Source organism: Burkholderia sp. RS01 (assembly GCF_039748055.1).
Lineage (GTDB): Bacteria > Actinomycetota > Actinomycetes > Actinomycetales > Micrococcaceae > Arthrobacter.
In genome coordinates this window covers 48,813-69,612 of record NZ_JBDLAK010000007.1, presented here as the reverse complement: position 1 = coordinate 69,612, position 20,800 = coordinate 48,813, and the positions used below count along the sequence as shown (strand labels likewise).

Annotated in this window: 17 protein-coding genes; 12 read left to right on the top strand and 5 right to left on the bottom strand. The window is 61.2% G+C overall.

The window, feature by feature from the left end; genetic code table 11:
- Positions 1-3: 3 nt before the first annotated feature.
- Both ABFP37_RS08520 and ABFP37_RS08515 read left to right on the top strand, forming a co-directional pair.
- On the top strand, positions 4-1,548 hold the full coding sequence (locus ABFP37_RS08520; protein ID WP_347033253.1) for an FGGY-family carbohydrate kinase: 1,545 nt from the start codon (positions 4-6) through the stop codon (positions 1,546-1,548).
- Positions 1,549-2,085: 537 nt separating this feature from the next.
- A complete protein-coding gene (locus ABFP37_RS08515; RefSeq protein ID WP_082506856.1) occupies positions 2,086-3,234 on the top strand; it encodes an MFS transporter in 1,149 nt (382 codons plus the stop codon).
- 280 nt (positions 3,235-3,514) lie between these two features.
- Here ABFP37_RS08515 and ABFP37_RS08510 read toward each other — a convergent pair whose 3' ends face one another.
- From ABFP37_RS08510 to ABFP37_RS08495, 4 genes are all read right to left on the bottom strand, one after another.
- Positions 3,515-4,210, bottom strand: a complete 696-nt coding sequence (locus ABFP37_RS08510) for an ATP-binding cassette domain-containing protein (RefSeq protein WP_235505973.1) — start codon at positions 4,208-4,210, stop codon at positions 3,515-3,517.
- Positions 4,211-4,701: 491 nt separating this feature from the next.
- Complete coding sequence (locus tag ABFP37_RS08505; protein WP_347033345.1) at positions 4,702-5,427, bottom strand: FadR/GntR family transcriptional regulator; 726 nt, start codon at positions 5,425-5,427, stop codon at positions 4,702-4,704.
- 259 nt (positions 5,428-5,686) lie between these two features.
- Positions 5,687-6,781 carry a glycerate kinase gene (locus tag ABFP37_RS08500; RefSeq protein WP_055802824.1) on the bottom strand — a complete coding sequence of 365 codons (1,095 nt, stop codon included), beginning with the start codon at positions 6,779-6,781 and terminating at the stop codon, positions 5,687-5,689.
- 84 nt (positions 6,782-6,865) lie between these two features.
- Positions 6,866-8,284 (bottom strand): MFS transporter, encoded by a 1,419-nt coding sequence (locus ABFP37_RS08495; RefSeq protein ID WP_235505976.1) that lies wholly within the window; start codon positions 8,282-8,284, stop codon positions 6,866-6,868.
- Between the two features lie 122 nt (positions 8,285-8,406).
- On the opposite strand from ABFP37_RS08495, the gene ABFP37_RS08490 reads away from it, so the two are divergent.
- The 8 genes from ABFP37_RS08490 (at position 8,407) to ABFP37_RS08455 (ending at position 16,601) form a co-directional block, all read left to right on the top strand.
- Positions 8,407-9,537, top strand: a complete 1,131-nt coding sequence (locus ABFP37_RS08490; protein ID WP_347033252.1) for an Ldh family oxidoreductase — start codon at positions 8,407-8,409, stop codon at positions 9,535-9,537.
- Between the two features lie 267 nt (positions 9,538-9,804).
- Positions 9,805-10,482 carry a GntR family transcriptional regulator gene (locus ABFP37_RS08485; protein ID WP_055802828.1) on the top strand — a complete coding sequence of 226 codons (678 nt, stop codon included), beginning with the start codon at positions 9,805-9,807 and terminating at the stop codon, positions 10,480-10,482.
- 34 nt (positions 10,483-10,516) lie between these two features.
- A complete protein-coding gene (locus ABFP37_RS08480; protein ID WP_055802829.1) occupies positions 10,517-11,191 on the top strand; it encodes an RraA family protein in 675 nt (224 codons plus the stop codon).
- Positions 11,192-11,284: 93 nt separating this feature from the next.
- Entirely contained in the window at positions 11,285-12,466 is a 1,182-nt protein-coding gene (locus ABFP37_RS08475; RefSeq protein WP_082506853.1) for an iron-containing alcohol dehydrogenase, read from the top strand.
- Positions 12,467-12,528: 62 nt separating this feature from the next.
- Positions 12,529-13,986 carry an aldehyde dehydrogenase family protein gene (locus ABFP37_RS08470; protein WP_082506854.1) on the top strand — a complete coding sequence of 486 codons (1,458 nt, stop codon included), beginning with the start codon at positions 12,529-12,531 and terminating at the stop codon, positions 13,984-13,986.
- A gap of 265 nt (positions 13,987-14,251) precedes the next feature.
- Entirely contained in the window at positions 14,252-14,431 is a 180-nt protein-coding gene (locus ABFP37_RS08465) for a hypothetical protein (RefSeq protein ID WP_347033251.1), read from the top strand.
- Between the two features lie 71 nt (positions 14,432-14,502).
- Entirely contained in the window at positions 14,503-15,177 is a 675-nt protein-coding gene (locus ABFP37_RS08460; protein WP_055802838.1) for a Gfo/Idh/MocA family oxidoreductase, read from the top strand.
- Positions 15,178-16,370: 1,193 nt separating this feature from the next.
- The gene (locus ABFP37_RS08455) at positions 16,371-16,601 is read left to right on the top strand and encodes a hypothetical protein (RefSeq protein WP_347033250.1); all 231 of its coding nucleotides are present in this window, start codon (positions 16,371-16,373) and stop codon (positions 16,599-16,601) included.
- Positions 16,602-17,237: 636 nt separating this feature from the next.
- Here the strand turns inward: ABFP37_RS08455 and ABFP37_RS08450 are convergent.
- Positions 17,238-18,284, bottom strand: a complete 1,047-nt coding sequence (locus ABFP37_RS08450; RefSeq protein ID WP_235506093.1) for a LacI family DNA-binding transcriptional regulator — start codon at positions 18,282-18,284, stop codon at positions 17,238-17,240.
- Positions 18,285-18,542: 258 nt separating this feature from the next.
- Between ABFP37_RS08450 and ABFP37_RS08445 the strand changes: the two genes are divergently transcribed.
- Positions 18,543-19,772, top strand: a complete 1,230-nt coding sequence (locus tag ABFP37_RS08445; protein ID WP_055805589.1) for an ABC transporter substrate-binding protein — start codon at positions 18,543-18,545, stop codon at positions 19,770-19,772.
- 156 nt (positions 19,773-19,928) lie between these two features.
- Positions 19,929-20,792, top strand: a complete 864-nt coding sequence (locus ABFP37_RS08440) for a sugar ABC transporter permease (RefSeq protein WP_235506089.1) — start codon at positions 19,929-19,931, stop codon at positions 20,790-20,792.
- Positions 20,793-20,800: the final 8 nt, after the last annotated feature.

Below are 20,800 nucleotides of genomic sequence, written 5' to 3'. Positions count from 1 at the left end.
ACCATGGCCAAACACTTTGTCGGCATCGACGTCGGTACGACCGCCACCAAGGCGGTCGTACTGACCGAGTCCGGTACCGTCTTGACGCGGGTCCGTGCTCCGCACGTCGTGGGTTTGCCGCTTGAGTCAGGCCGCGTGGATCCAGTGTCCTGGTGGGGCAGCGTGCAGGAGGCCTGCCGTGCGCTAGGTGCAGAAAACCTTGAACTGGCGGGAATAGGGCTGTCAGTTCACTCCCCCGTTGCTGTGCCAATGGACGAAACGGGCCGCCACGTTAGCGCCGGCTACCGCTTCGAGACACCGGGGCTTTCGGAAATCGTTCAGTCGATCCGGACCCGGCTGTCCCCGGCCGAAGCCGTGATGCTGGGAAACAGGGTTACCCCGGCAACGTTCATGATGGCTGCCTACGTGCTGATGCAGGAGCAGGAGCCCAGTGCCGCGCGAGACATCCGCGTCCTCGGCTCCGTCGGAACCTATATCGGCCACCGGCTGACCGGAAACTATGCCATGGACCCCACACAAGCTTCGTATTTCGGCGCCTTTGATGTGGTCGGCACTTGGACGTGGCAGGAGGGATTGGCGGAGAAGTTGGGTATCCCGGCCACCATCCTTCCGCCGGTCCGGGCGTCGCTTTCCAACCTGGGCAGACTGACGTCAGCCGCGGGTGAGGCACTTCGCCTCCAGCCGGGAGCGCCCGTGGTCGTCGGAGCCGGCGACACCGCCTGCGCCGCGTACGCCGCCGGCATCGATACGGGAAGGACACGCCTCTTCACCCTCGGCACCACGCACGTCATCACCGACTACGACACAGCCCCGTCAAGGGACGGGCTTCACCTGCAGCGGGCTCACATCAGACCAAGACAATGGCTGCGGCACGGTGTGTGTAACGGCGGGCTCGCCTTGTCCGTTGCCGCAAGAATGCTCGGCTATGGAACGGGACCTGACGCGGTGCCAAAGATGGTCAACCGTGCCATGCGTGCCGAGGCCGACACCATCGCCCGCTCCCCCTTTTTCATACCGCATGTCCGGGCCGAGCGTGGCCCCTTCTGGCTGGAAACTCCGCAGGCCGGCTTTCTTGGCCTGAACGCTGACACGGACGAAACCGCCGCAGCCTGGGCGGCTGTCGAGGGCGTCCTTTTTGCCGACAGGCTCGTCCTGGAAAGTTTTCCCCACGATTCAGCCAAGAAGATCCTCCTGGCCGGTGACGTAAGCGGCGGTGAGGCCTTCACGCAGCTCGCGGCAGACATGTTCAGCGCGCCCATGCAGGTGAGCACAGAATCACACCTTCCCGCCGTAGGCGCGGCCCTCCTTGCCGCCGAGGGAACCAGCGCTCACCCAATCCTCCGGCAGAACTTGGAGCAAATTGCCCCAAGGCCCGAACTTCGACCGGTGATTGCGGCACGCTGGAAGAGGTTCACCGAAGCCCGAACCGACTACCTTGGAAAAGCTGGAGCCCCTGCAACGGCGGCAGATACAGCAACAGCGGAAGCCACAGCGGATCAGGAAGCCACTGCTCCGACTGACGCCATCACTTTCTCAGCAGCACCTTGACTGCCCTTAGCTCGTCCATGACACATTTGCCGTCGCGAAGATAAGGCGGGGCGACCCGGGTTGGCCACAGTGTGCCGCACGCGCAGTCAGCTAAGCCCAAATTTTGCCGTTGCTGTCTTACACTTCGGCTTTGTGTGGACCGTCTTCGCCGACAGCTCAACTCGTGTATGCGTCCGGTCTAACGCAGAAGTAAGGCTCACCATGGATTCCTAGATATGACAGTCCGCACTCGATAGTGGGTGCGGCCAAATATTTAGGTGAGTCGCGCATGAGGCACAGCAACACCAACACAGCAGGGAACAGATAGCGGGCTAGGTCGAAGCCCGGCAGGGGAATCAAGCAAACCCGGTTCCCCCGCCTGAGGTCACGCAGAGTGTATGTCGCCAGGTAGAAGCGGCAAACTCCCCAGACGAAGATTGAGGTGACGTTATCGCAGCCACGGGCACCGGGCAGCGCAGGGCAAAGGGCGGGAAGCAGCACGTTGGAAAGCGTTTGCTTACTGCCGGCCGGCGGATGGTATTCCTGGGTATCCTTCTCATGGCCCTGAGTGCAAGGCTGGCCGTGGCAGGGGTTTCGCCCATCATCTCCCTGATAGCCACGGACCTGCCGTTCGATGCAGTTTCGATTGGCGTGCTCGGGATGCTCCCGACGGCGGGGTTCGCTCTGATGGGATTCCTGACCCCGCAGTTTTTACGGCGCGTCCGACTTGAGCCTTTGATGCTGGTAGCGATACTGCTGGCCGTTGCCGGACAGTTGGGCAGGGCCCTGGGAACGAGCGTTGCAGTCTTCCTGTTGCTTTCCCTGCTGACCATGATCGGGCTGGGCCTGGGCAACATCGTGCTGCCGCCGTTGATCAAAAAGTACTTCCCGGACAGGGTCGGGCTCCTCACCGCCCTGTACGTAACGCTGTTTGCGATCAGCACGGCAGTGGCCCCGCAGCTTGCGGTGCCCATCTCGGAGGAAGCGGGCTGGCGGGTGGCGGTTGGCGTCTGGTCACTCGTCGGCGCTGCAGCCGCGCTGCCCTGGATTATCGTGCTCCTACGTCACCGTGCAGAACGACGGGCAATGGCGCACCCCACCCGGAATTCCCAGCCCGTCCCCGGACCACGAATCCGTCCTTGGAGATCCCCTATCGGTTGGGGGCTGGCCTTGATCTTCGCCGGCTGTTCCAGCAACACGTTCGCTATTTTCACCTGGCTTCCTGCCGTCCTTGTTGACCGCGGCTTCACACCGGCAGAAGCAGGCTCCATGCTCGCCCTCTACGCCATCATTGGACTGCCCACCAGCCTGGTCGTGCCCTTGCTCGTAGCAAGGATGCGACGGCCGTTCCCCATCGGCATGTCTTTTACCCTGTTGTTCGCTATCGGTTACGGGGGACTCCTCCTTGCGCCCGGGACCAGCTCACCCTTTTGGGTCATCGCGTTCGGACTTGGCCAGGGCACCTATTCCTTTGCCCTCCTGATGATCAACAAACGCACCCGAACCACAGCCGGCTCCGGGGTCCTCTCCGGATTCGCCCAAGGCGTGGGCTATAGCCTTGCCGGCCTCGGTCCGTTGCTGTTCGGCCTCCTGCACGACATCAGCGGTACATGGATCGCGTCCTTCGGACTGCTCTGCGCCTGTCTGCTGGCCCTCATCGCCGGGCTACTGATGATCAACCAGCCCCGCATGCTCGAAGACGGCTAAACCTGGGGCTCGCGACATGTTGGCACCTTCCTAAAGGCTGGCGCGCGGAGACCACGATGCCAGCTCGCGTCGCATTTGGTGTGTGTGGATCAAAGCCGGTAACTACGACCCAACCGCCCTTCGATAGGAAAGATTGGTAGAGCATTGTGCACAAGTGGCCCATCCGCGAAGCAGGAAAATCACGCTTTGAATAAGCCTTTTGTCGGTGCGGGGACGGCCGTCGGAGCGGGATGTCCGGACGAGCGATTATGGCGACTGCGTGGTCGGTCGACCGGTGCCGTCAGGCGGGGATCGCTGCCGTTTCCGCTTCCAGGTACGCCTCGGATCGGAGAGTCCGGTCGACGCGGGCGCTCCAGCGACGGTGACGGTATTCAACTTTGATGGGGTGCCTGAATGCTGCCGTGATGTTCTCACTGGTGATGGTTTCTGCTGCTGGGCCGGCGGCCACGGTCAGTCCGTCGGCGAGCAACAGGGCGTGGCTGGTGGTTACCGGCAATTCTTCCAAGTGGTGAGTGACCAGGACGGATGCCATCTGCGGGTGGGTGTGGGCGAGGACGTCAATGGTTTCCAGCAGCTGTTCCCGGGCGGCAACGTCCAGACCGGTGCAGGGTTCATCAAGTAGCAGTAGTTTAGGGGAGGAGATGAGTGCCCGGGCGACGAGGGTTCGGCCCCGTTCTCCTTGGGACAGGGTCTGCCAGCGGGAGGCCGCCTTGCTGGCAAGGCGCAGCACTTCGAGCAAGGCGGCCTCCCGGCGGAGTTCGGCAGGGCTTGGTTCCCATCTGCCCGACAGCTCGTCGCTGCCCGTCAGGCCTGTGAGGACAACCTGGCGGATGGCCAGCGGGGAGAGGATCCTGTGCCGCGGATTGACGTGGCCTATGGAGCGGCGGAGGGCCTTCAGTTCCAACCGGCCCAAACGTTCACCCAGGACCCGCACCAACCCGGAACTCGGGTGCATGATGGCACCGCAGAGTCCCATTAGGGTGCTCTTCCCAGCCCCGTTCGCGCCCAGTAGCGCCCAGTGCTCCCCCGCACACTGATACCCCGCCGATGATTTCCTTGTCTTCCCTGCGGAAAGTCACGTTATCCAGCTCCAGGACCAACTCCCTGCGCTGATCGTCCATACCAAAGGCTCCTAAGAGAATTCCTATTTGCCAGCACTCCCGTAGTACCCGACCGCGGTGTCCAGAATATCTCCTTGGTCGGAGTAGCTTCCACTCGACATCCCCAGGCCCCATCGCTGAGGCCCGGGTGGTGACCGCGCTCACGCTCTGTCGGGCAGTGACGGCAGGGAAAGCGGCTAGATGGTTGGGCCCGCTTCCCTTGTTCTGCTATAGCTTGTCTCTGGCACCAGCTTTACAAAAAACTTCATTACGGGGCGCTTAAATCGGTCGTCGGAGTACCCCAAGAGGGGCCGTGCAGCCTGTGACAGCAGCTCTACTTCCCGATCCCCGAGCTCAGGACCGGCGGCTACTTCTTGCGGGAGAGCCGGTTGCGGGAGTTTGCCAGGTGCAGCCGCATGGCCGCTCGGGCGCAGCCAACGTCGCCATCGGCGATCGCCTCGGCGATGGCTTCGTGCTCCCGGCAGATGATCTCATCCGGGCCGATGGTTCCTGCGCGGTCCAGAGGTGGCAGCCGGTGGGCAGGGTACGCGATCATAGCGGGTCCTAAGGCTTCGAGTAGTTCGCCGTAAAATCTGTTGCCGGTTGCCCGGGCGATCCGCAAATGGAAGTCGAAGTCCGCTTCCAGTAACTGACTCGTCAGCGCGGGCATGCGCCGCATAGCAGCGGCTGCCCTGGCAATGCTGCTGGCTTCGGCATCCGAACGTCCGGCCGCTGCAAGCCCGGCTGCCTCAACCTCGACGCCTAGCCGGAACCCAATTAGCTCATCCACGTCCTCGGGCTTGTTCACAGTGGGAAAATTCGTTCTGCCCCTGTGATCAGGGGAAACCATCAGCACGAACGAGCCTTTTCCCCGATGGCTCTCCACCAGCCCTGCGGCCTGAAGCCGGGAACCGGCTTCCCGCACCACGGTTCTGCTGACGCCAAAGCGCGTCATAAGGGCACTCTCGGATGGCATCTTCATCCCAGGCATCAGGGATCCGGACCGAATATCGGCAACGAGTACTTCCACAAGCTGTTGGGCAAGGTTGATCCCGGGCCGTCCGCTGAGTGCGTTCTGTTTAACCACTGTCATTCCATCGCTTCCAAAGAAAGATTGGGGCTTGCACCTGGGGTGCAAGCCCCAATCTAACCATCGGCGCAACGTGCGCTATCACCGCCGTCGTAAAGGACAAACTCCTGCTTTCCGGTCTGCCCACTTCCGGAGGCGACGTGGGTTCCCTGTATCCATAGATATTGCCGCGGCGACAATGAGGAGACAGCGCTAGTCTCACCGCGAATTCCGTCATGTGTCGTGCGTAAAGCGCATTCGGATACGTGTTTTCGCCCGGGGACTAGGCTCCGGTTCTAAAAAGCGAGGCTGCAAGCTTTGTTCCCGCAGTTCGCAACCAACGCCTGGGATCCGACATTGCGGCGTCAACGCCCCCTGCCAGTTCAGTAAGGGAAACGGCCTGCTCAAACTGTTCTATAGGCGCCGAGATACTTCCGGCGACGAGCAGCGCAGGGATCTGCTCGACGTTCGCGAGAGATTGCAAGTACCAGGGGACTTTGCCCCCTGAGCTTTGGCTGTCAAACCGGCCTTCACCTGTGATAATGACATCCGCCGACCTCACGAGTTCATTGAGGCCAAGGGTCTCACCCAACATGGCTGAGCCCGAGGACATGACGGCGCCCCAGGCGAGTAAAGCAAATCCGACGCCGCCTGCAGCACCCGACCCGGAAGCTGCCGGATTTGCCGGTAGGAGGGCGGCGAAGCGCGCGAGGTTAGCTTCAAGGGCGGGCAGATCCTCTTCCCGCGCCCCCTTCTGGGGCCCGAAAATGTTCGCGGCGCCCCGCAAACCCAGTAGCGGATTATCGACATCGCTGAGGATGACGGCACCGCCCGGCGGGAGTGCACGCAGCCCGCTTAAGTCAACCGAGTCCAAAGCGCGCAGCCCCGAATTGCCGGCGGGGATAGCCAACCCATCTCGGTCCAGCAGACGTGCTCCGAGTGCGGAAAGTAGACCAGCCCCGCCGTCGGTGGAGGAGCTGCCGCCGAGCGCCAAGATGAGTTTGCTGACGCCATGGTTCAGCGCAGCGTTGATGGCTTCGCCGAAACCCACGCTTTGTGCATGAAACGGCATGAGACTCGGGAGCAGTGTCAGTCCGCTTGTCCTCGCTAGTTCAACCACCCCCGTTCCATCGGGAAGGAGGAGCCACTCGGAGTCCAAACGTGCGCCCGATGGCCCGTGCACGTTGACCGGCATCCATTGCGCATTTGGAACGGCAGTTGAAAAGGCCTCAAGGGTCCCCTCTCCACCATCGGCCATGGGCGCCAAGAATATCTGGTCGCCCGGGCGTTCCTCCCGCCATCCCTCCGTTATTGCATCGGCAACTTCGAGGGCCGTAGCCGACCCCTTGAATGAATCGGGGGCAATGAGAACTCTCATCGTTTCCACTCCTCTGGAGGGGGTTGGGCTGAGTCACCTCACGGGGGATGACGGGAGGAAGACGTCGGAACGGGTGATTTCTGGCTAGCGGCGGGCGGTCGGCGATAGCTCGGGGTTGCTATCGGGTAACCCCGCCAGGTATTCGTCAACAGCCTTCCGCTGCGCAGGGCCCCACGTCTCCTTGGTGGCGAGAGCGGAGAAGAACCCGAGGCATCCGAAGGCCGCATAAAGCAGAGCCGGCCCCATCCAGCCAAACTGGGTGAACAAAGCCACCGCTATGAGCGGAGTGAACCCGCCGATAACGGCGGCACACTGATACGCCATCGAAACCCCAGAGGCTCGGGTTTCCGCCGGAAACAACTCGGCAAACCAGGGACCCTGAACGGCGGCAAGCCCGTTTTCGACGAAGCAGAAAGTGATAAGAAAAGCCACGACAATAACGCCAAACAGTCCTGTGTTCAGCAGGAGAAAGACGGGCACAGCGAAAATGACCATTCCCGCCGAGACGAAGAGGTAGACACTCCGACGCCCGATCCTGTCAGTGAGGTGGCCCCACAGGAGAACGGCAATACATCCGATCCCAGCTGCGATGGCAATCGCAAAAACAGTCGTCGATCGATCGCCCAGTTTCTCGCTGATGATATACGAACTCACATACGTAATGCCGATGGCATAGCCCGCGTTTTCTGCCGCTCGAATCATGAGTGCCTTCAGGAGGTTCCTCCAGTTGTTCCTGAGCACGGAGCCGACCGGATTCTTCACCACTTCACCTGCACCCTTGATGGCCGTGAACTCCGGCGACTCCTCCACGGCCAGACGGACGAATAGCCCGACGAGAACGAGCACAGCGCTTGCGAGGAAGGGCACCCGCCATGCCCAGTCTCCGGGCAGGGCAATGCTGGCCAGGAAGACAAGACTCGCCGCCATGTTGCCAAAGGGAACTCCCGCTTGCGGGATGGCCGTATACAGTCCCTTGCGCTTCCAGGGAGCGTGCTCATAGGTCATGAGAATGGCACCGCCCCACTCCGCACCAAAGGAGAGCCCCTGAAGCATCCGGAGGATGACCAGGAGAATCGGTGCAAGCACGCCAACTTGTGCGTATGTGGGAAGGACGCCGATGAGCGTTGTTGCAACACCCATCAGGAGGAGTGCCGCAATGAGCACTGGCCGGCGGCCGATCCTGTCACCGAAATAGCCTCCAATGATGCCGCCAAGCGGGCGGACGACGTAGCCGAGGGCGAACGTGGCGAAGGCTAACAGTGTGCCGACTACTGGGTCACTCTGCTGGAAAAAAACCTGATTGAAGTACAGCGCCGAGGCGGTGCCATAGGCAACAAAATCATAATTCTCCACGATTGTTCCTGCCGCGCTTCCGTACGCGGCCTTGAACCGATTGACCGTCCCGTGCGGGTTGCCGGTCATGGTCACCCCCGGAACAGCATGATCTTTTGCTTGCATAACCATCTCCATCTTCATTGACGTACGACCCTGGGCGATTGCCACGGCTGCGAGCCTGCGTGAGTAAGTGTGACACACGCGACACTTCTTGGTGTAATGTACACGGTATACCAAAATCTGGCTGCTGATCTTGATAATTGGACAGCCATCAGGGACAAGGAGCCGATATGACGACAACTGAAGGGGCACTTTCGGGCTACGACCTCGAAAGCGAGGCCCAGGTAGGTTCAGACCGCAAAGTGGACGCGACGTCGCTTCGACAACTTGTGACGGACCTCCTTGCGGCGTCTAAGTATCCGCAGGATCGGGCTGAGCTTGTCGCCGATTCCCTGGTGGAGGCTGACATGCGGGGGGTTTCCAGCCATGGGGTCAGCCGCACTCGGATTTACAGCCGTCGCTCGCTGGCAGGCTTGGTTGATGCGACAGCGGAACCGTTAATCACTGGAAAGGACCGTGCGGCCAGGCGCGTCGACGCCATGAACGTACCAGGACAGGTAGCGGCGCAGGCAGCAGTGATGGAAGCGATCAGCGGTGCCAGACAACTGGGAATGTGTGCAGTCGGCGTCGTCAACAGTAACCATTGTGGAGCTCTTGCATTCTTCCTCAAGCGCATCGCTGAGGCCGGGCTGGTAGGCGTCGCGGCCTCGAACGGGCCTGCCGTCATGGCCTACTTCGGCGGGCGCAGCCGTGCAGTAGGAACGAATCCGCTTGGGTATTCCATCCCCCGTCCGGGGGGACCGCCAATCATCCTCGACATGGCAACAAGCAATGCCGCCCGGGGAAAGATTATTTCGATGGCCCGCTCAGGGGTCGGCACTATACCGGAAGGGTGGGCGGTGGACGTCAATGGCCGTATGACCACTGATCCCGCCGATGCCCTTGCCGGTGCTGTACTGCCTTTTGCGGGACCGAAGGGTTCCGGTCTGGCGATGGGTATCGAGTTCCTATGCGGGACCATGCTTTCAGGCATCACTGGTTCACAGATTGGTGACATGTACGAACAATGGGACCGGCCACAAAGGGTTGGTCATATCTTCTTCGCCATTGACCCGGCGAGCTGGGGCACGCCAGAATCCTTCGAAGCACATGTACGCGAATTCGTTGACGAAGTCGCTCAGCTACCACCGGCCGAAGGATTCAACCGTGTCCTTCTGCCGGGCGAGCTGGAAGAGGCGGCAGAGTCAGAGGCCGCCGTCCATGGGGTTCTTCTGTCCGGCACAGTTATCGCGGACCTCGAGTCCCTTGCATCGGACCTCGGCGTAGCCGCTGAACTCTTGTTCGTGGAGGCTTCGGCCTGACATGCGGATTTTACTTACCCGCGCCATCTACAAGGAATCGGTCCAGCGACTGATCGGGGCTGGCATGGAAGTGATTCGACCGGAGCATCTTCTACCGGTCCTGGATTCGCCGAGGAAGCCCGCGGGACGTAGCTGTGGGTAACGTGCTTGCTTACGCCGCAAACGGGACAGTTCAGAACCTCCTTGACGCTTCAGAGTTGCGGGCCGCACTCTCCCGCGGGGGAAGATTGCCGTGACGGACATATACCTTGAGCAAGGGCGTGGATCATGAGCCAGCTATCGACAATCGAACCTATTCAACTCGGCGACCGTACGGTGGAGATCATCCGCACGGCGATCATCAACGGCGACTTTGCCCCTGGAGAGCACTTGCGCGACCGCTCGCTTGCCGAGCAACTGGGTATCAGCCGCACGCCCGTACGTGAAGCGCTCCACCGCCTCGAGGCAACAGGTCTCGTCGTCTCGCGCGGACGCTCGGGATGGGAGGTCAGCCAATTCACTGAACAGGACGTACGCGAGCTATTCCAGTTGCGCCGGATGTTCGAGCCGATGGCACTGAGCGAACTCGGGAAAAAGCAGGATGAGTCAGCTATCGCCGAAATCGGGCACTTCTTTGACCTCTACTCTCATCCCATCCGGCGCGAAGAATTTCCGGAGTACTTCGCCCAGGACAACGCCTTCCACAACCGCATTGTCGCCTGCAGTGACAACGCCCGGCTCCGCGGCATGTACGGAGTGCTGCAGAACCACGTCGACCGGGGCCGGCACTTCCTGACCTCAACGCTGCCGGGCCGGGCCGATGACAACCTCGAGGAGCACCGCTCTATCGCCCGGGCCGTCGCTCTGCGCGATTTCGATGCGGCAACGAAACATCTTCTCGCTCATCTGCACACCGGCGAGGACCTCATGATCGAACAACTCCGCTCCGGTCTCACATCCCACTAACGTCAAGGCTCCGCCGTCCAGAAAGGACCCCCCCATGCCCACAGAATGCAGAATTCATCCCAAGACCGAACTTCCGTCGACAGACCAGATAGAGAGGTTGCGGAAGCTGGCGACCTCCCTGGTCTCCGACGTGTTCGGGCGTTGGGCCGGGGCTCCCGGCCTCATTCCCATCGCCGGACTCCCCAAAGGCACCGTCATGGTCGGGCCAGCAATGACCGTCCGCACTCGGGAAGGGGACAACCTCGTCGTTCACAAAGCCCTCGAACTCGTTCGGGCGGGAGAAATTCTCGTCGTTGATGCCGGTGGCTCAACGGACCGCGCAATATTAGGCGGGCTCATTGGCCAGTACGCGTCCTCTCGAGGCGTTGCGGGAATCGTCGTCGACGGCGCCGTCCGTGACAAGAGCGAACTTGACGAGGACGCCCCGCCGGTATTCGCGCGCGGACTTACCCACCGTGGCCCGTACAAGGACGGTCCAGGCGACATCCGTTGCGACGTAGCAATCGCCGGACTGACCGTGCGTGACGGCGATTTGATCATTGGCGACGAGGACGGCATCGCAGTCATCCCGCGTGAGCGGGCCGAGGAAATCATCGCCCTTGCCGAAGACAAGAGGTCATCGGAAGCTGCCGAGCGGGCCGCAATCGCTTCCGGCGCATGGGATCGGGAGTGGATCGACCGATCGCTCACGGTCGTAGAGATTCCCTGAAAACTGCTTGCACCCTTTCATCACGCCCAGAGAAAACAAACTCAAAAAGGGCTGCCGTCCAAGCGGCAGCCACCGTTTCGAAGGAGAGACATAATGACTGAGACTGACGTTCAAGAAATGACCACGGCGGGCGCCCGACGACGCGATCCATTGCGGCAGGTACGGTACTCACTTCCGACCACAATCCTCTTTGGTCAGGGCGTGCTCGAAGAACTTCCGGCGCTGCTCGAGCAGATCAAGGTTGTGAACCCTCTACTCATCACGGACAAGGGACTGGCTGCAACGACTGTGCCGGCGCAGGTCACAGCGGTACTGGACAAGGCGGGCGTCACGCATGCTGTTTTCGACGAGGTCCAGTCAGACCCCTCCACGCATCTCGTCGACCAGATCGCTGAGTTGGTTCTCAAGGGCGGGCACGACGGCGTGATCGGTCTCGGTGGCGGAAGTGCGATGGACTCAGCGAAGGCCGCAGCAGCTGCCGCCGCCAACGGTGTGTCTTCACTGAAGCTCGTCGGACAGGAGAACGTCGAGAACGCTCCGCTGCCAATCATCGCGATCCCGACCACGGCTGGCCCCGGTAGCGAAGTGACACGTTTCGCCGTCCTGACGGATGAAAAAGCAGGAGCGAAGGTTTCAATCGCTTCAATGAAAATCATGCCTGTCTTCGCGATCCTCGCGCCCGAACTGACGGTAGGACTTCCCGCGAAATTCACATCCGGCACTGGCCTCGACGCGCTAGGACATGCCATCGAGTCATACGGCAGCGTGTGGAACAACCCGATTTCGGAGGGCATGGCCCTCCAGGCCATCACTCTGATCGGGCAGCACCTGCGCACGGCGACCAACGACCCGACAAACCTGCAAGCTCGAGGAGGCATGCTCGCCGCCAGCTGCATCGCAGAACTTGCGGCCAACACGACACGCCTCGGCCTTGCACACGCTCTTGCCGTTCCCCTTGGGGCGACCCACCACGTTCCACACGGGCTCGCAGTGGGCATGATGCTGATCCCGATGTGCGCGTTCAACGAGCAGGTTGATCCGGAGCGGTATGCGCGCATCGCCTCCGCACTGGAACCTGGCAGCACCGACATCGTCGCTGCACTCACGTCACTGTACGAGGACATCGGCATGGAGTCCAGGCTTGCAGAATTCGGCGTCATTCCTGAGGACTACGACCGGGTTATCGACCTCGCCGTAAAGAGTGACAACGTGGATGCGAACCCGCGGGAGGCATCCCGGGCGCAGCTGGCCGCCCTCCTCGAAGCCGCGCTCTGACCGCGCTCCCAAATTAGTCTGTAACTCCACCAGAAAGGTTTGACGCACAGCGTCTTACGCAAATGACCACAACACCAACGAGCACTTCCCCGGCCACTGACGTGCCAGTCTCAGCCAATCGCATCGGAGGACGCTCCGTTCCCCACACCCGCACCGCTCCGCTCCTGGATCCTGCGACGCTGGAAGTCATCGCCCTTGTTCCCCGCTCGACCTCCTCCGACGTTGACGACGCTGTCACCGCCGCCCGCAGCGCATCGGCAGGTTGGGCAGCCACAGCGCCTCAGGAACGCAGCAGAGTCCTCCTGCGATGGGCGGAACTACTGCTTCAGCACAGAGAGGAGCTCGCCGCGTTGGCAACCTCGGAGATGGGCAAGCTTCTGAAGGAGAGCCGCGGCGAAGTCGACCGCGCCGTCTCGGAGATCCAGTTCATGAGCGGCGAGGCTTTGCGCCTCAACGGGGAAACTTTCCCGAGCGCAACACCTGGCACGTTGATTTACACAACGAGGGTTCCTGTTGGCACCGTCGCGGCGATAACCCCGTGGAACTTCCCGATCGTCGCCCCTGTACGCAAGATAGCGCCCGCTCTGGCTGCCGGAAACACAGTCATCGTCAAACCCGCAGCTGAGTCGCCGCTGAGCACACTCCGGCTCGTCGATCTTCTTGAAGAGGCGGGCCTACCGGCAGGCGCCGTCAACGTTGTATGTGGAAGCGGGAGCGAGGTCGGTGCCGCACTCGTGGCTCATCCAGGAATCGATGCAATCACTTTCACCGGTTCAACCCAGGTGGGGCGCACAATCGCTGAGGCAGCGGGACGCAGGCTCGTCCCGGCCCAGCTAGAGCTGGGGGGAAAGAACGCGGTTTATGTCGACATCTCTGGGGATCTTGACCGCGCTGTGCCGGAAATTGTCTCGGCATCGATTCAGGCCACGGGACAGCGGTGCACCGCCATAAGCCGAGTGATAGCGCATGAGGCAATTGCCGATGAACTTGTTCTCCGGCTTGCTGCCGCGTATGACGAACTCCTCATCGGATCGGGTCGGGAAGCCGTTGACGTTGGTCCCCTGGTTTCGGAGAAGGCCCGCGACGATGTCGCCGCTCACGTCAAAGTCGCAGTCGAAGAAGGAGCGCGCACCGCTACCTTCCGAAGGGACGCTCCCGAGGGAGCTTACCTCGCTCCAGTTGTACTGGACGGTGTCACACCAACCATGGCTATCGCACGAGACGAGGTCTTCGGTCCTGTCCTCTCAGTCTTGCGAGTTGCCGGCCATGAAGAAGCGATTGAGGTCGCTAATGCGTCCGAATACGGCCTCGCCGCTGCTGCATTCGCTGGTGACATCCGTGTGGCCAACGAGTTCGCCCAGAACGTACGCGTCGGCATGATTCACATCAACCACGGTACGTCGAGCCAGGCACACGTTCCGTTCGGCGGGGTCGGTGCGAGCGGGTTGGGGCCCTACTCCATTGGGCACAGCGTGCAGGAGTTCTTCACCCAGGTAAAGGCCGTGTACGTGAAGAGCTGAGTTTTTCGAGCTGCGCCGGGGAGGGTCGACGTGCCACAAGTCGCTGATTTAGCCACGGCCGCAAAGCTAGAACGTCGGAGGGGGGCGGGCAGCCCGCTCCCCTCCTGCTCATCCAGTGACAAGGCCTACCCCTCCTTCGCCTACGGGCAACGGGAGTTTAGGGTCCAACGGGGATACGCGCCCATCCGCCATGGACGAATCCCATCACTCTCCAAGAAAGCCAGAAATCATGTCCTACCGGACCAATCTCAGCAAACCTTCAGGCGTGGCACTCACCGGCTACACCTTCACAGGCAAGGCCAACTTGATCGCGCGGCGGAACGTGGCAAGATACTTTGACGTTCCCGAAATCGAGCAGAAAATGCTCGTTCGGAGGGCCGCCGTCGCCGAGGGCGCGGCCAAGAACGGCGCGCCGAGTCCACGGCTGACTGCCGTTCTGTCATAGGACGGGACGACATCGACATCGTAGACGTCTGCGCCCCGGACTGGACGCTGGAGGCCGGCAAGCCCGTCCTGGTGGAGAAGCCCCTGGCCATCACGACCGCAGAGGCCGAAACCAAGGGTGTCCAGTCCATAATCGGATTCAGCTACCGCCGCGTCCCCGCCCTGGCCCTGGCCCGGGAGCTTATTGCCGAGGGCCGGCTGGGTGCTGTCCGACACATCCGCGCCGCCTACTTCCAGGACTGGCTCTCCGACACCGCATCCCCCGTAATATGGCGGCCTCGCAAGGAAACCGCCAGCCCCGGCGCCCCGGGCGACATCGCCGCGCACGCCATTGCCCAGGTCGTATTCCTCCTCGGTGACGCCGTCACCGAGGTCACCGGCCGTCTGCACACCTTCGTGGACCGTCTCCCCGGACCGGACAGTCCAGAAGAAGTAGCGGTCGACGCCGCCGCCTGGGCCACGCTGACCCTCGCCTCCGGAACGATCGCCTCGGTGGAAGTCTCCCGCATGGCTACGGGCCAAAAGAACTCCCTTAGGCTCGAGATTTACGGCGACAAGGGCACCATCCTGTTCGATGCTGACGCCCTGAACGAGCTCGGCTTCCTAGACGCCACTGCCCCTGTCCATGAGCAGGGCTTTCAACGGATCCTGGTCAAGAGCCCGATCAGGTGTGGGGAAATGGGACGCCTCAAGCCTAACCACGGGCGGCTGGTCCATGGCATGATTGCTCGTAGCCAGGCGGGATGAGCAGAAACCGCTCTACTCCGGCCCCGTCGCTGCTGTCCTGTCGCGCCAGGCGCGCTCACACGTCGCGGAGTCAGCACCATCACGGGACAGCACATTGAGTTGCGGGGCGCGTGAGGTGCTTAATGCAGGCCGACCCCCCGACGCTTACATACCGTGGCATCAACTGTTCAAGCGAACTTACTGGCGTCGCTCGGTCACGGGCGTGATTTTGTATGGGCAGACCAAGGGAATCGAGCTTGTCCCTTGGCATCCTCAAGAACCTTCCCGTCAGGCAGCAACCCTCGTCTTGGAAGGACCTAGACATGGCGAAAGATCCCTAATATAGCCCCCGCCAAGGCCACAATTTACGACATCGCAAAACTCGCAGGTGTTAATGCCCCAACGGTGTCGCGTGCGCTGGGCTATCAAGACCGGGCAGTGCCAAAAACGGAGGCTCGTCGAGGATGCGGCCGAGCAACTCAGCTACAGGGTCAATCCAATGGCTCGTGCACTGCAAACCGGCCGCACCGGCATGGTTGGGCTCATTGTCACCGACCTCGCCGATCCAAGCTACTTCGACATCATTCGCGGCGCCCAGTCCGAAGCCGCCACACGCGGCTTGACGTTGGTGCTGGCCGAATCGTCAGACTCGAGTGCAGAGACGACTTCAGCGTGGTTGGCTTCGACAACATCTTCGGGTCGGACTTCACCACACCGGCACTGACGACTATCGCTTCCCCCTTCAGCGCGTGCGGTGCAGCGGCACATGACCTGCTGGCCGCCCTGCCGAGTGACGGTTCGAACTCCAGACAACTCACGCCAGGAGTCATGCACTACTGCGGACCACGTTGCTGCCCGCGGGTCCAGCGGCTGACATCTGACCGCGAAGACTCGAAACTAGATCTCCTCAGAGCCGGACTTACCTTGCAAATCGCCGCAACCGGTAAAAATGGGCACGGTGTGTCGCCGACAGCAATTTAGGCCACCTAAAGCGATGACATATTAAAAGCATTGGCAATCCGCTCAGCACCTGTCTGAGGCAATACTCGCGTCTGTCCATGAACTCGCCCCGAAGCTGATGCCCGCGATTTGGCATTGCTTTCGTTAGCAAAACGCAGGTAGTCACCACCTATCGACCGCCATCATCACCGGATACCAGAACCCCATGAATTACACGTCCCCGCCGCAAGAATCAAGGAAGGCTTCATAACGCCATGTCTTTCGAAATCTTCAACTGGAACGGGATCAAACCCGGTGATGAGATTGAGGTGCTCGATGACGGCCTAGTCATTGCACGTGGAGTAATCGAAGACCTGGCTTCAGATCAAAGCATCATCCGGCTCAAGCTCTCCTATGGGAGAGGTGAACGAACATACCGCCGGGAGGACGGCTGGCAGGTTCGCACTATCCACCGGAATCGCCGAACCCGGCCGTGCTGGACCTGATAAGTTGAGGCACACCTCAACCTGACGCCGGGCCGCCTGGCCAGGGAGGATTCGCCTGTCGGCTGCTCTGGTCTTGTTCTCAGACACTTGCCGACCTGCAATAGGTGACATCGCCAGCCCCTGCCGCAGGCGACTTCCGTCAAGTCCCGATTCTGCGGACTATTTCAACGATTCTCGGGCTACCGCACCCGAATTTCCTGCCCCTCCGACTGTCAGGGTGGCATCTGAGAACATCATGATCCACTGTCGATAAAACGGAATTTCGGCGCTATCCTGCCACCAACGAAGATCGTCGCGTCGAATTTCGCGTGCCAGATGAGGACGGCAGACCGCTGCCCGCAAGTTGGCCCCCGATGCCCCCACCCCGTCCAACGCGGCTCTACGGGAGGCTTACCCCGAGGTACCTTGATGGAGCGGCGCGTAGCGGAGCGTCATTCACGGAGGGCCGGTCGAGCTCGAGGCGGTAGGTCCGCTCCGTTGTGCCGCGGACGGGTCGTTCATGCACGACCTCCAGCGCCCCTGCTTTGGCCAACGTCCCGATATACCGGTAAGAGCCGCCAATCCCCGCAGGCAAGCGCCAACCGAATCTTCATCGGTCCCTTCATGGCCTACAGGGACAGTGCGTACGATTGGCTTTCACAGCTTCGGGAGAACCCGGGAGAGGCTCCGGGGTTCCAGTACCCTGACTGGCCCGGTGGACTGTCCCTCCTCAAAACTGCAACTGATTAGGGCCTGCCGCATCGGCTCGCCCCGCTCTTCGAGTTGGTCTATGAGGGTCTCGACGCCCATCCGGCCTAGGGCGGTGCTGGGCAGGGTCATGACGGTCAGCCGCGGGTCAGTGGCGGCGGCAATGGCCGGGGAGGATCCGATCAGAAGGACCGACATATCCGCGGGAACGCAGAGCCCTGCCTTGTTCAGCCCGTTGGTGAAGCCGAACGAGGCGTTGTCATTCATCAGGATCACCGCCGTGGTGTCGGGGGCCGTGGCGAGGAGCTCTTCTGCGGCCGCCTGCCCTGAAATCGGCGAATTTGCACAGGAGATGTGGGCAGTTACGAGTCCCCTTCGCTCCATCTCCGCGACGAAAGTGGACCTGGTCCGGACGAGAGGGCCGTAGTCACTCAGGCCCTGTTCGGCGACGTCGCTGTCCACGAAACAAATCCGCCGGTGGCCCAGTCCGTCCAAGTAGGACACAGCCTCAATCATCGAGCGCTCGAAATCCACGTCCACGTACGGTAGGCCTTCCGGATGCCTGGTCCGCCCGATCAGCGCGAACGGCATCGTGGACCGCTGCAACGGCTCCACCCGGGGATCGTCCAACTGCACTTCCATCAGCAGCACACCGTCAATGAAGCCGCTTGCGATGAGCTCCTCGACCTGCCCGGCCTCGTTGCTGATAGGCCAAAGAACCAGGTTGTACCCCAGGTCCTTTGCTGTCTGTGCTGCGCTGGTGAAGAACTTCACGGCAGTCTCGGTCAAGCGGCGCTGCAGCGCGGGGTAGAGCAGCGCGATGATCCGGGTGCGCTTGCTCGCTAGGGCGCGGCCGAGGGCGTTGCGGCGATAATCGAGCTGGCGCATCGCCTCCTCTACCCTGGCCCGGGTGGCGGGAGCAACGGGCTTTGTATCGTTGATGACGAAGGACACGGTGGCAATCGAGACGTCCGCCAGTTTTGCAACGTCCCTCATCGTGGGCACGGCACACCTCCCTCACTTGCAATCTCTGATCAACGCTGATCTCAGTTAACCGGTTAAATTAGTTCTTGACAACCCTTCTCACCGACGGGCAGAGTTGTTTTCGATATCCCAAGCACTTCAGCCGAGCATCGACGGCGGGTCTCGGTTAACCGCTTAACAGGATCGTTAGATCCACAAACTTGGCCTCATCGATGTTTAGTCGCAGGCACAATCTCAGTCGCAATCACATAAGCAAGGGAGCTTTTGAGCATGAACACCAGAAAGAAAATCACCGCGGTCTTGGCGATGGCGGCGGTTGTGCCACTGACATTCACGGCCTGTGGCAGCGGCGGAGGCGGCGGGGCGACCTCCGGCGAGGACGTTAAGACATTGACCGTGTTGGACAGTTACAACAACGAACCCGACAAGAGCATTCTGCAGGCGGCAATCGACAAATGCGCTGCGCAGGTCGGCGTGACGATTGAAAGAACCACGGTTCCCGGCAAGGACCGGATGCAGACGGTACTGCAGCGGTCATCCTCCCGGACCCTGCCTGACGTCTTGATGCTTGATAACCCGGAGGTGAAGGACGTGGCCGCTACAGGGGCACTCGCTCCCCTGGGTGGATACGGCGTAGACACCGCACCGTTCGCCGGGAACAGCCTTGATGCCGTGACCCATGAGGGCGAGATTTACGGACTGCCGCTGCCAGCGGATACTCTTGGCCTCTTTTATAACGCAGACCTGCTTGCAGCCGCCGGCGTTGAGCCGCCCAAGACCTGGGATGAGCTGAAGGCCGCAGCAGCCAAGCTCACCGTTGGTGATCAATACGGCCTGGCCTTCTCTGCAGCAGCCACCTATGAAGGGGCGTGGCAGTTCCTGCCCTTCATGTGGACCAACGGCGGTGATGAGACCAAGCTGGACACTCCGGAAGTCAAGGAAGCCCTGCAGCTCTACGTCGACCTGGTAAACAGTGGATCAGCCTCACGAAGCGTCGTGAACTGGACCCAGGCGGATGTAAAGGATCAGTTCCTTGCGGGCAAGGCCGCGATGATGATCAACGGGCCGTGGCAGATCCCCGCACTTGCCCAGGCGCCGCAGGTGAAGTGGGACACCGTGCAGATTCCGGTAAACAAGCCCGGGCAAACACCCACTGCACCTCTTGGCGGCATGGTTTGGACCGTCCCGATGACGGGGGACGAAGCGAAGCAGAAGAAGGCCGCTGAGTTCGTTGAGTGCACCGGAAGCGAAGACAGCCAGATGGCGCTGGGCAAGGCCCGACACACTGTTCCCGTTCGGGCGGATCTTCACGAAGCGTATGTGAAGGAGTTGCCGACGATGGAGGCTTTCACAGAACAAGTAGAGAATGCCAAGGCGCGGACAGGGAAACTTGGCGCTGAATGGCCCAAGGCCGGTACCACGATCTACACCGCCGTCCAGCTGGCCCTCACCGGCCAGGCCTCGGTCGAGGACGCTTTCTCGCGTGCATCAGCGGGCTGATACTGAGTTCTGAAATCCAGGCAGGGTGTTTCGACGACGGAGCCGGAAGGGCCAACAATAATGCCAACAATTCAGCGGTCCGCGCTGCAACCCATCGCGGTGCCCCAGACACGTAACACCCTGTCTGCACGCAAGAGGTTTTCGCAGGAAAACCTGATGAAGATCCTCTTTGTCGTGCCGGCAGGTCTCTACATCGCATTGTTCTTCGGGTATCCCGTGGTGAAAAACATCACCATGAGCCTGCAGGAGTACACCACAAGAACCTTTTTCACCGGAGAAGCGCCTTGGGTGGGCTTCGAGAACTATGTGACAGTTTTTTCCAGCAACCTGTTCTCACCGGCGTTGCTTAACACCGCACTCTTCACCATCGGATCCATCGCCGGGCAATTTGCCATCGGACTGGCGCTTGCTTCATTCTTCAAACGGCGCTTCCCGCTAAGCAACTTCCTGCGCTCAATGCTCCTGTTGCCGTGGCTGCTCCCCCTGATCGTGGGCAGCGCCACCTGGCGGTCAATTTTGGATCAGGACAGCGGCATCCTTAACCGGTTCCTCGAAGCCATAGGGGTAATCCAGGATCCTGTCCCGTGGCTGACGAGCCCCGCAGTCGCGTTGACGGCGGTGGTACTGGTGAACATCTGGGTAGGCATACCGTTCAATGTCACCATCCTGTACGGCGGTCTGCAGGATATCCCGGACGAGCTGTACGAGGCCGCGGCACTGGACGGAGCGACTGGGTGGAAAGCCTTCCGGCACATCACCTGGCCGAACCTGCAGCCCGTCGTCAGTGTCGTTCTCGTCCTCGGCGTCGTTTACACGATCAAGGTTCTGGACATCATCCTGGGCCTGACGAACGGCGGTCCGGCGAACGCCACCCAGACACTGGCCGTGCGTTCATACCAGGAGTCGTTCATCGACTTCGAGTTCGGTGTGGGAGCGGCATACAGCAACGTCCTCATTCTGATCTCCCTCCTGTTCGCAATCATCTATCTCCGCGCCAACCGGCGCGCAGTCGACGAATAAGGGGCACA

What these genes read in the sequence shown, in the direction of transcription:
- ABFP37_RS08450 (WP_235506093.1), bottom strand. Translation starts at nt 18,284, where the DNA reads ATGAGGGACGTTGCAAAACTGGCGGACGTCTCGATTGCCACCGTGTCC.
- ABFP37_RS08485 (WP_055802828.1), top strand. Translation starts at nt 9,805, where the DNA reads ATGAGCCAGCTATCGACAATCGAACCTATTCAACTCGGCGACCGTACG.
- ABFP37_RS08445 (WP_055805589.1), top strand. Translation starts at nt 18,543, where the DNA reads ATGAACACCAGAAAGAAAATCACCGCGGTCTTGGCGATGGCGGCGGTT.
- ABFP37_RS08440 (WP_235506089.1), top strand. Translation starts at nt 19,929, where the DNA reads ATGAAGATCCTCTTTGTCGTGCCGGCAGGTCTCTACATCGCATTGTTC.
- ABFP37_RS08515 (WP_082506856.1), top strand. Translation starts at nt 2,086, where the DNA reads ATGGCCCTGAGTGCAAGGCTGGCCGTGGCAGGGGTTTCGCCCATCATC.
- ABFP37_RS08455 (WP_347033250.1), top strand. Translation starts at nt 16,371, where the DNA reads ATGTCTTTCGAAATCTTCAACTGGAACGGGATCAAACCCGGTGATGAG.
- ABFP37_RS08490 (WP_347033252.1), top strand. Translation starts at nt 8,407, where the DNA reads ATGACGACAACTGAAGGGGCACTTTCGGGCTACGACCTCGAAAGCGAG.
- ABFP37_RS08480 (WP_055802829.1), top strand. Translation starts at nt 10,517, where the DNA reads ATGCCCACAGAATGCAGAATTCATCCCAAGACCGAACTTCCGTCGACA.
- ABFP37_RS08520 (WP_347033253.1), top strand. Translation starts at nt 4, where the DNA reads ATGGCCAAACACTTTGTCGGCATCGACGTCGGTACGACCGCCACCAAG.
- ABFP37_RS08505 (WP_347033345.1), bottom strand. Translation starts at nt 5,427, where the DNA reads ATGACAGTGGTTAAACAGAACGCACTCAGCGGACGGCCCGGGATCAAC.
- ABFP37_RS08470 (WP_082506854.1), top strand. Translation starts at nt 12,529, where the DNA reads ATGACCACAACACCAACGAGCACTTCCCCGGCCACTGACGTGCCAGTC.
- ABFP37_RS08500 (WP_055802824.1), bottom strand. Translation starts at nt 6,781, where the DNA reads ATGAGAGTTCTCATTGCCCCCGATTCATTCAAGGGGTCGGCTACGGCC.
- ABFP37_RS08510 (WP_235505973.1), bottom strand. Translation starts at nt 4,210, where the DNA reads ATGGGACTCTGCGGTGCCATCATGCACCCGAGTTCCGGGTTGGTGCGG.
- ABFP37_RS08475 (WP_082506853.1), top strand. Translation starts at nt 11,285, where the DNA reads ATGACTGAGACTGACGTTCAAGAAATGACCACGGCGGGCGCCCGACGA.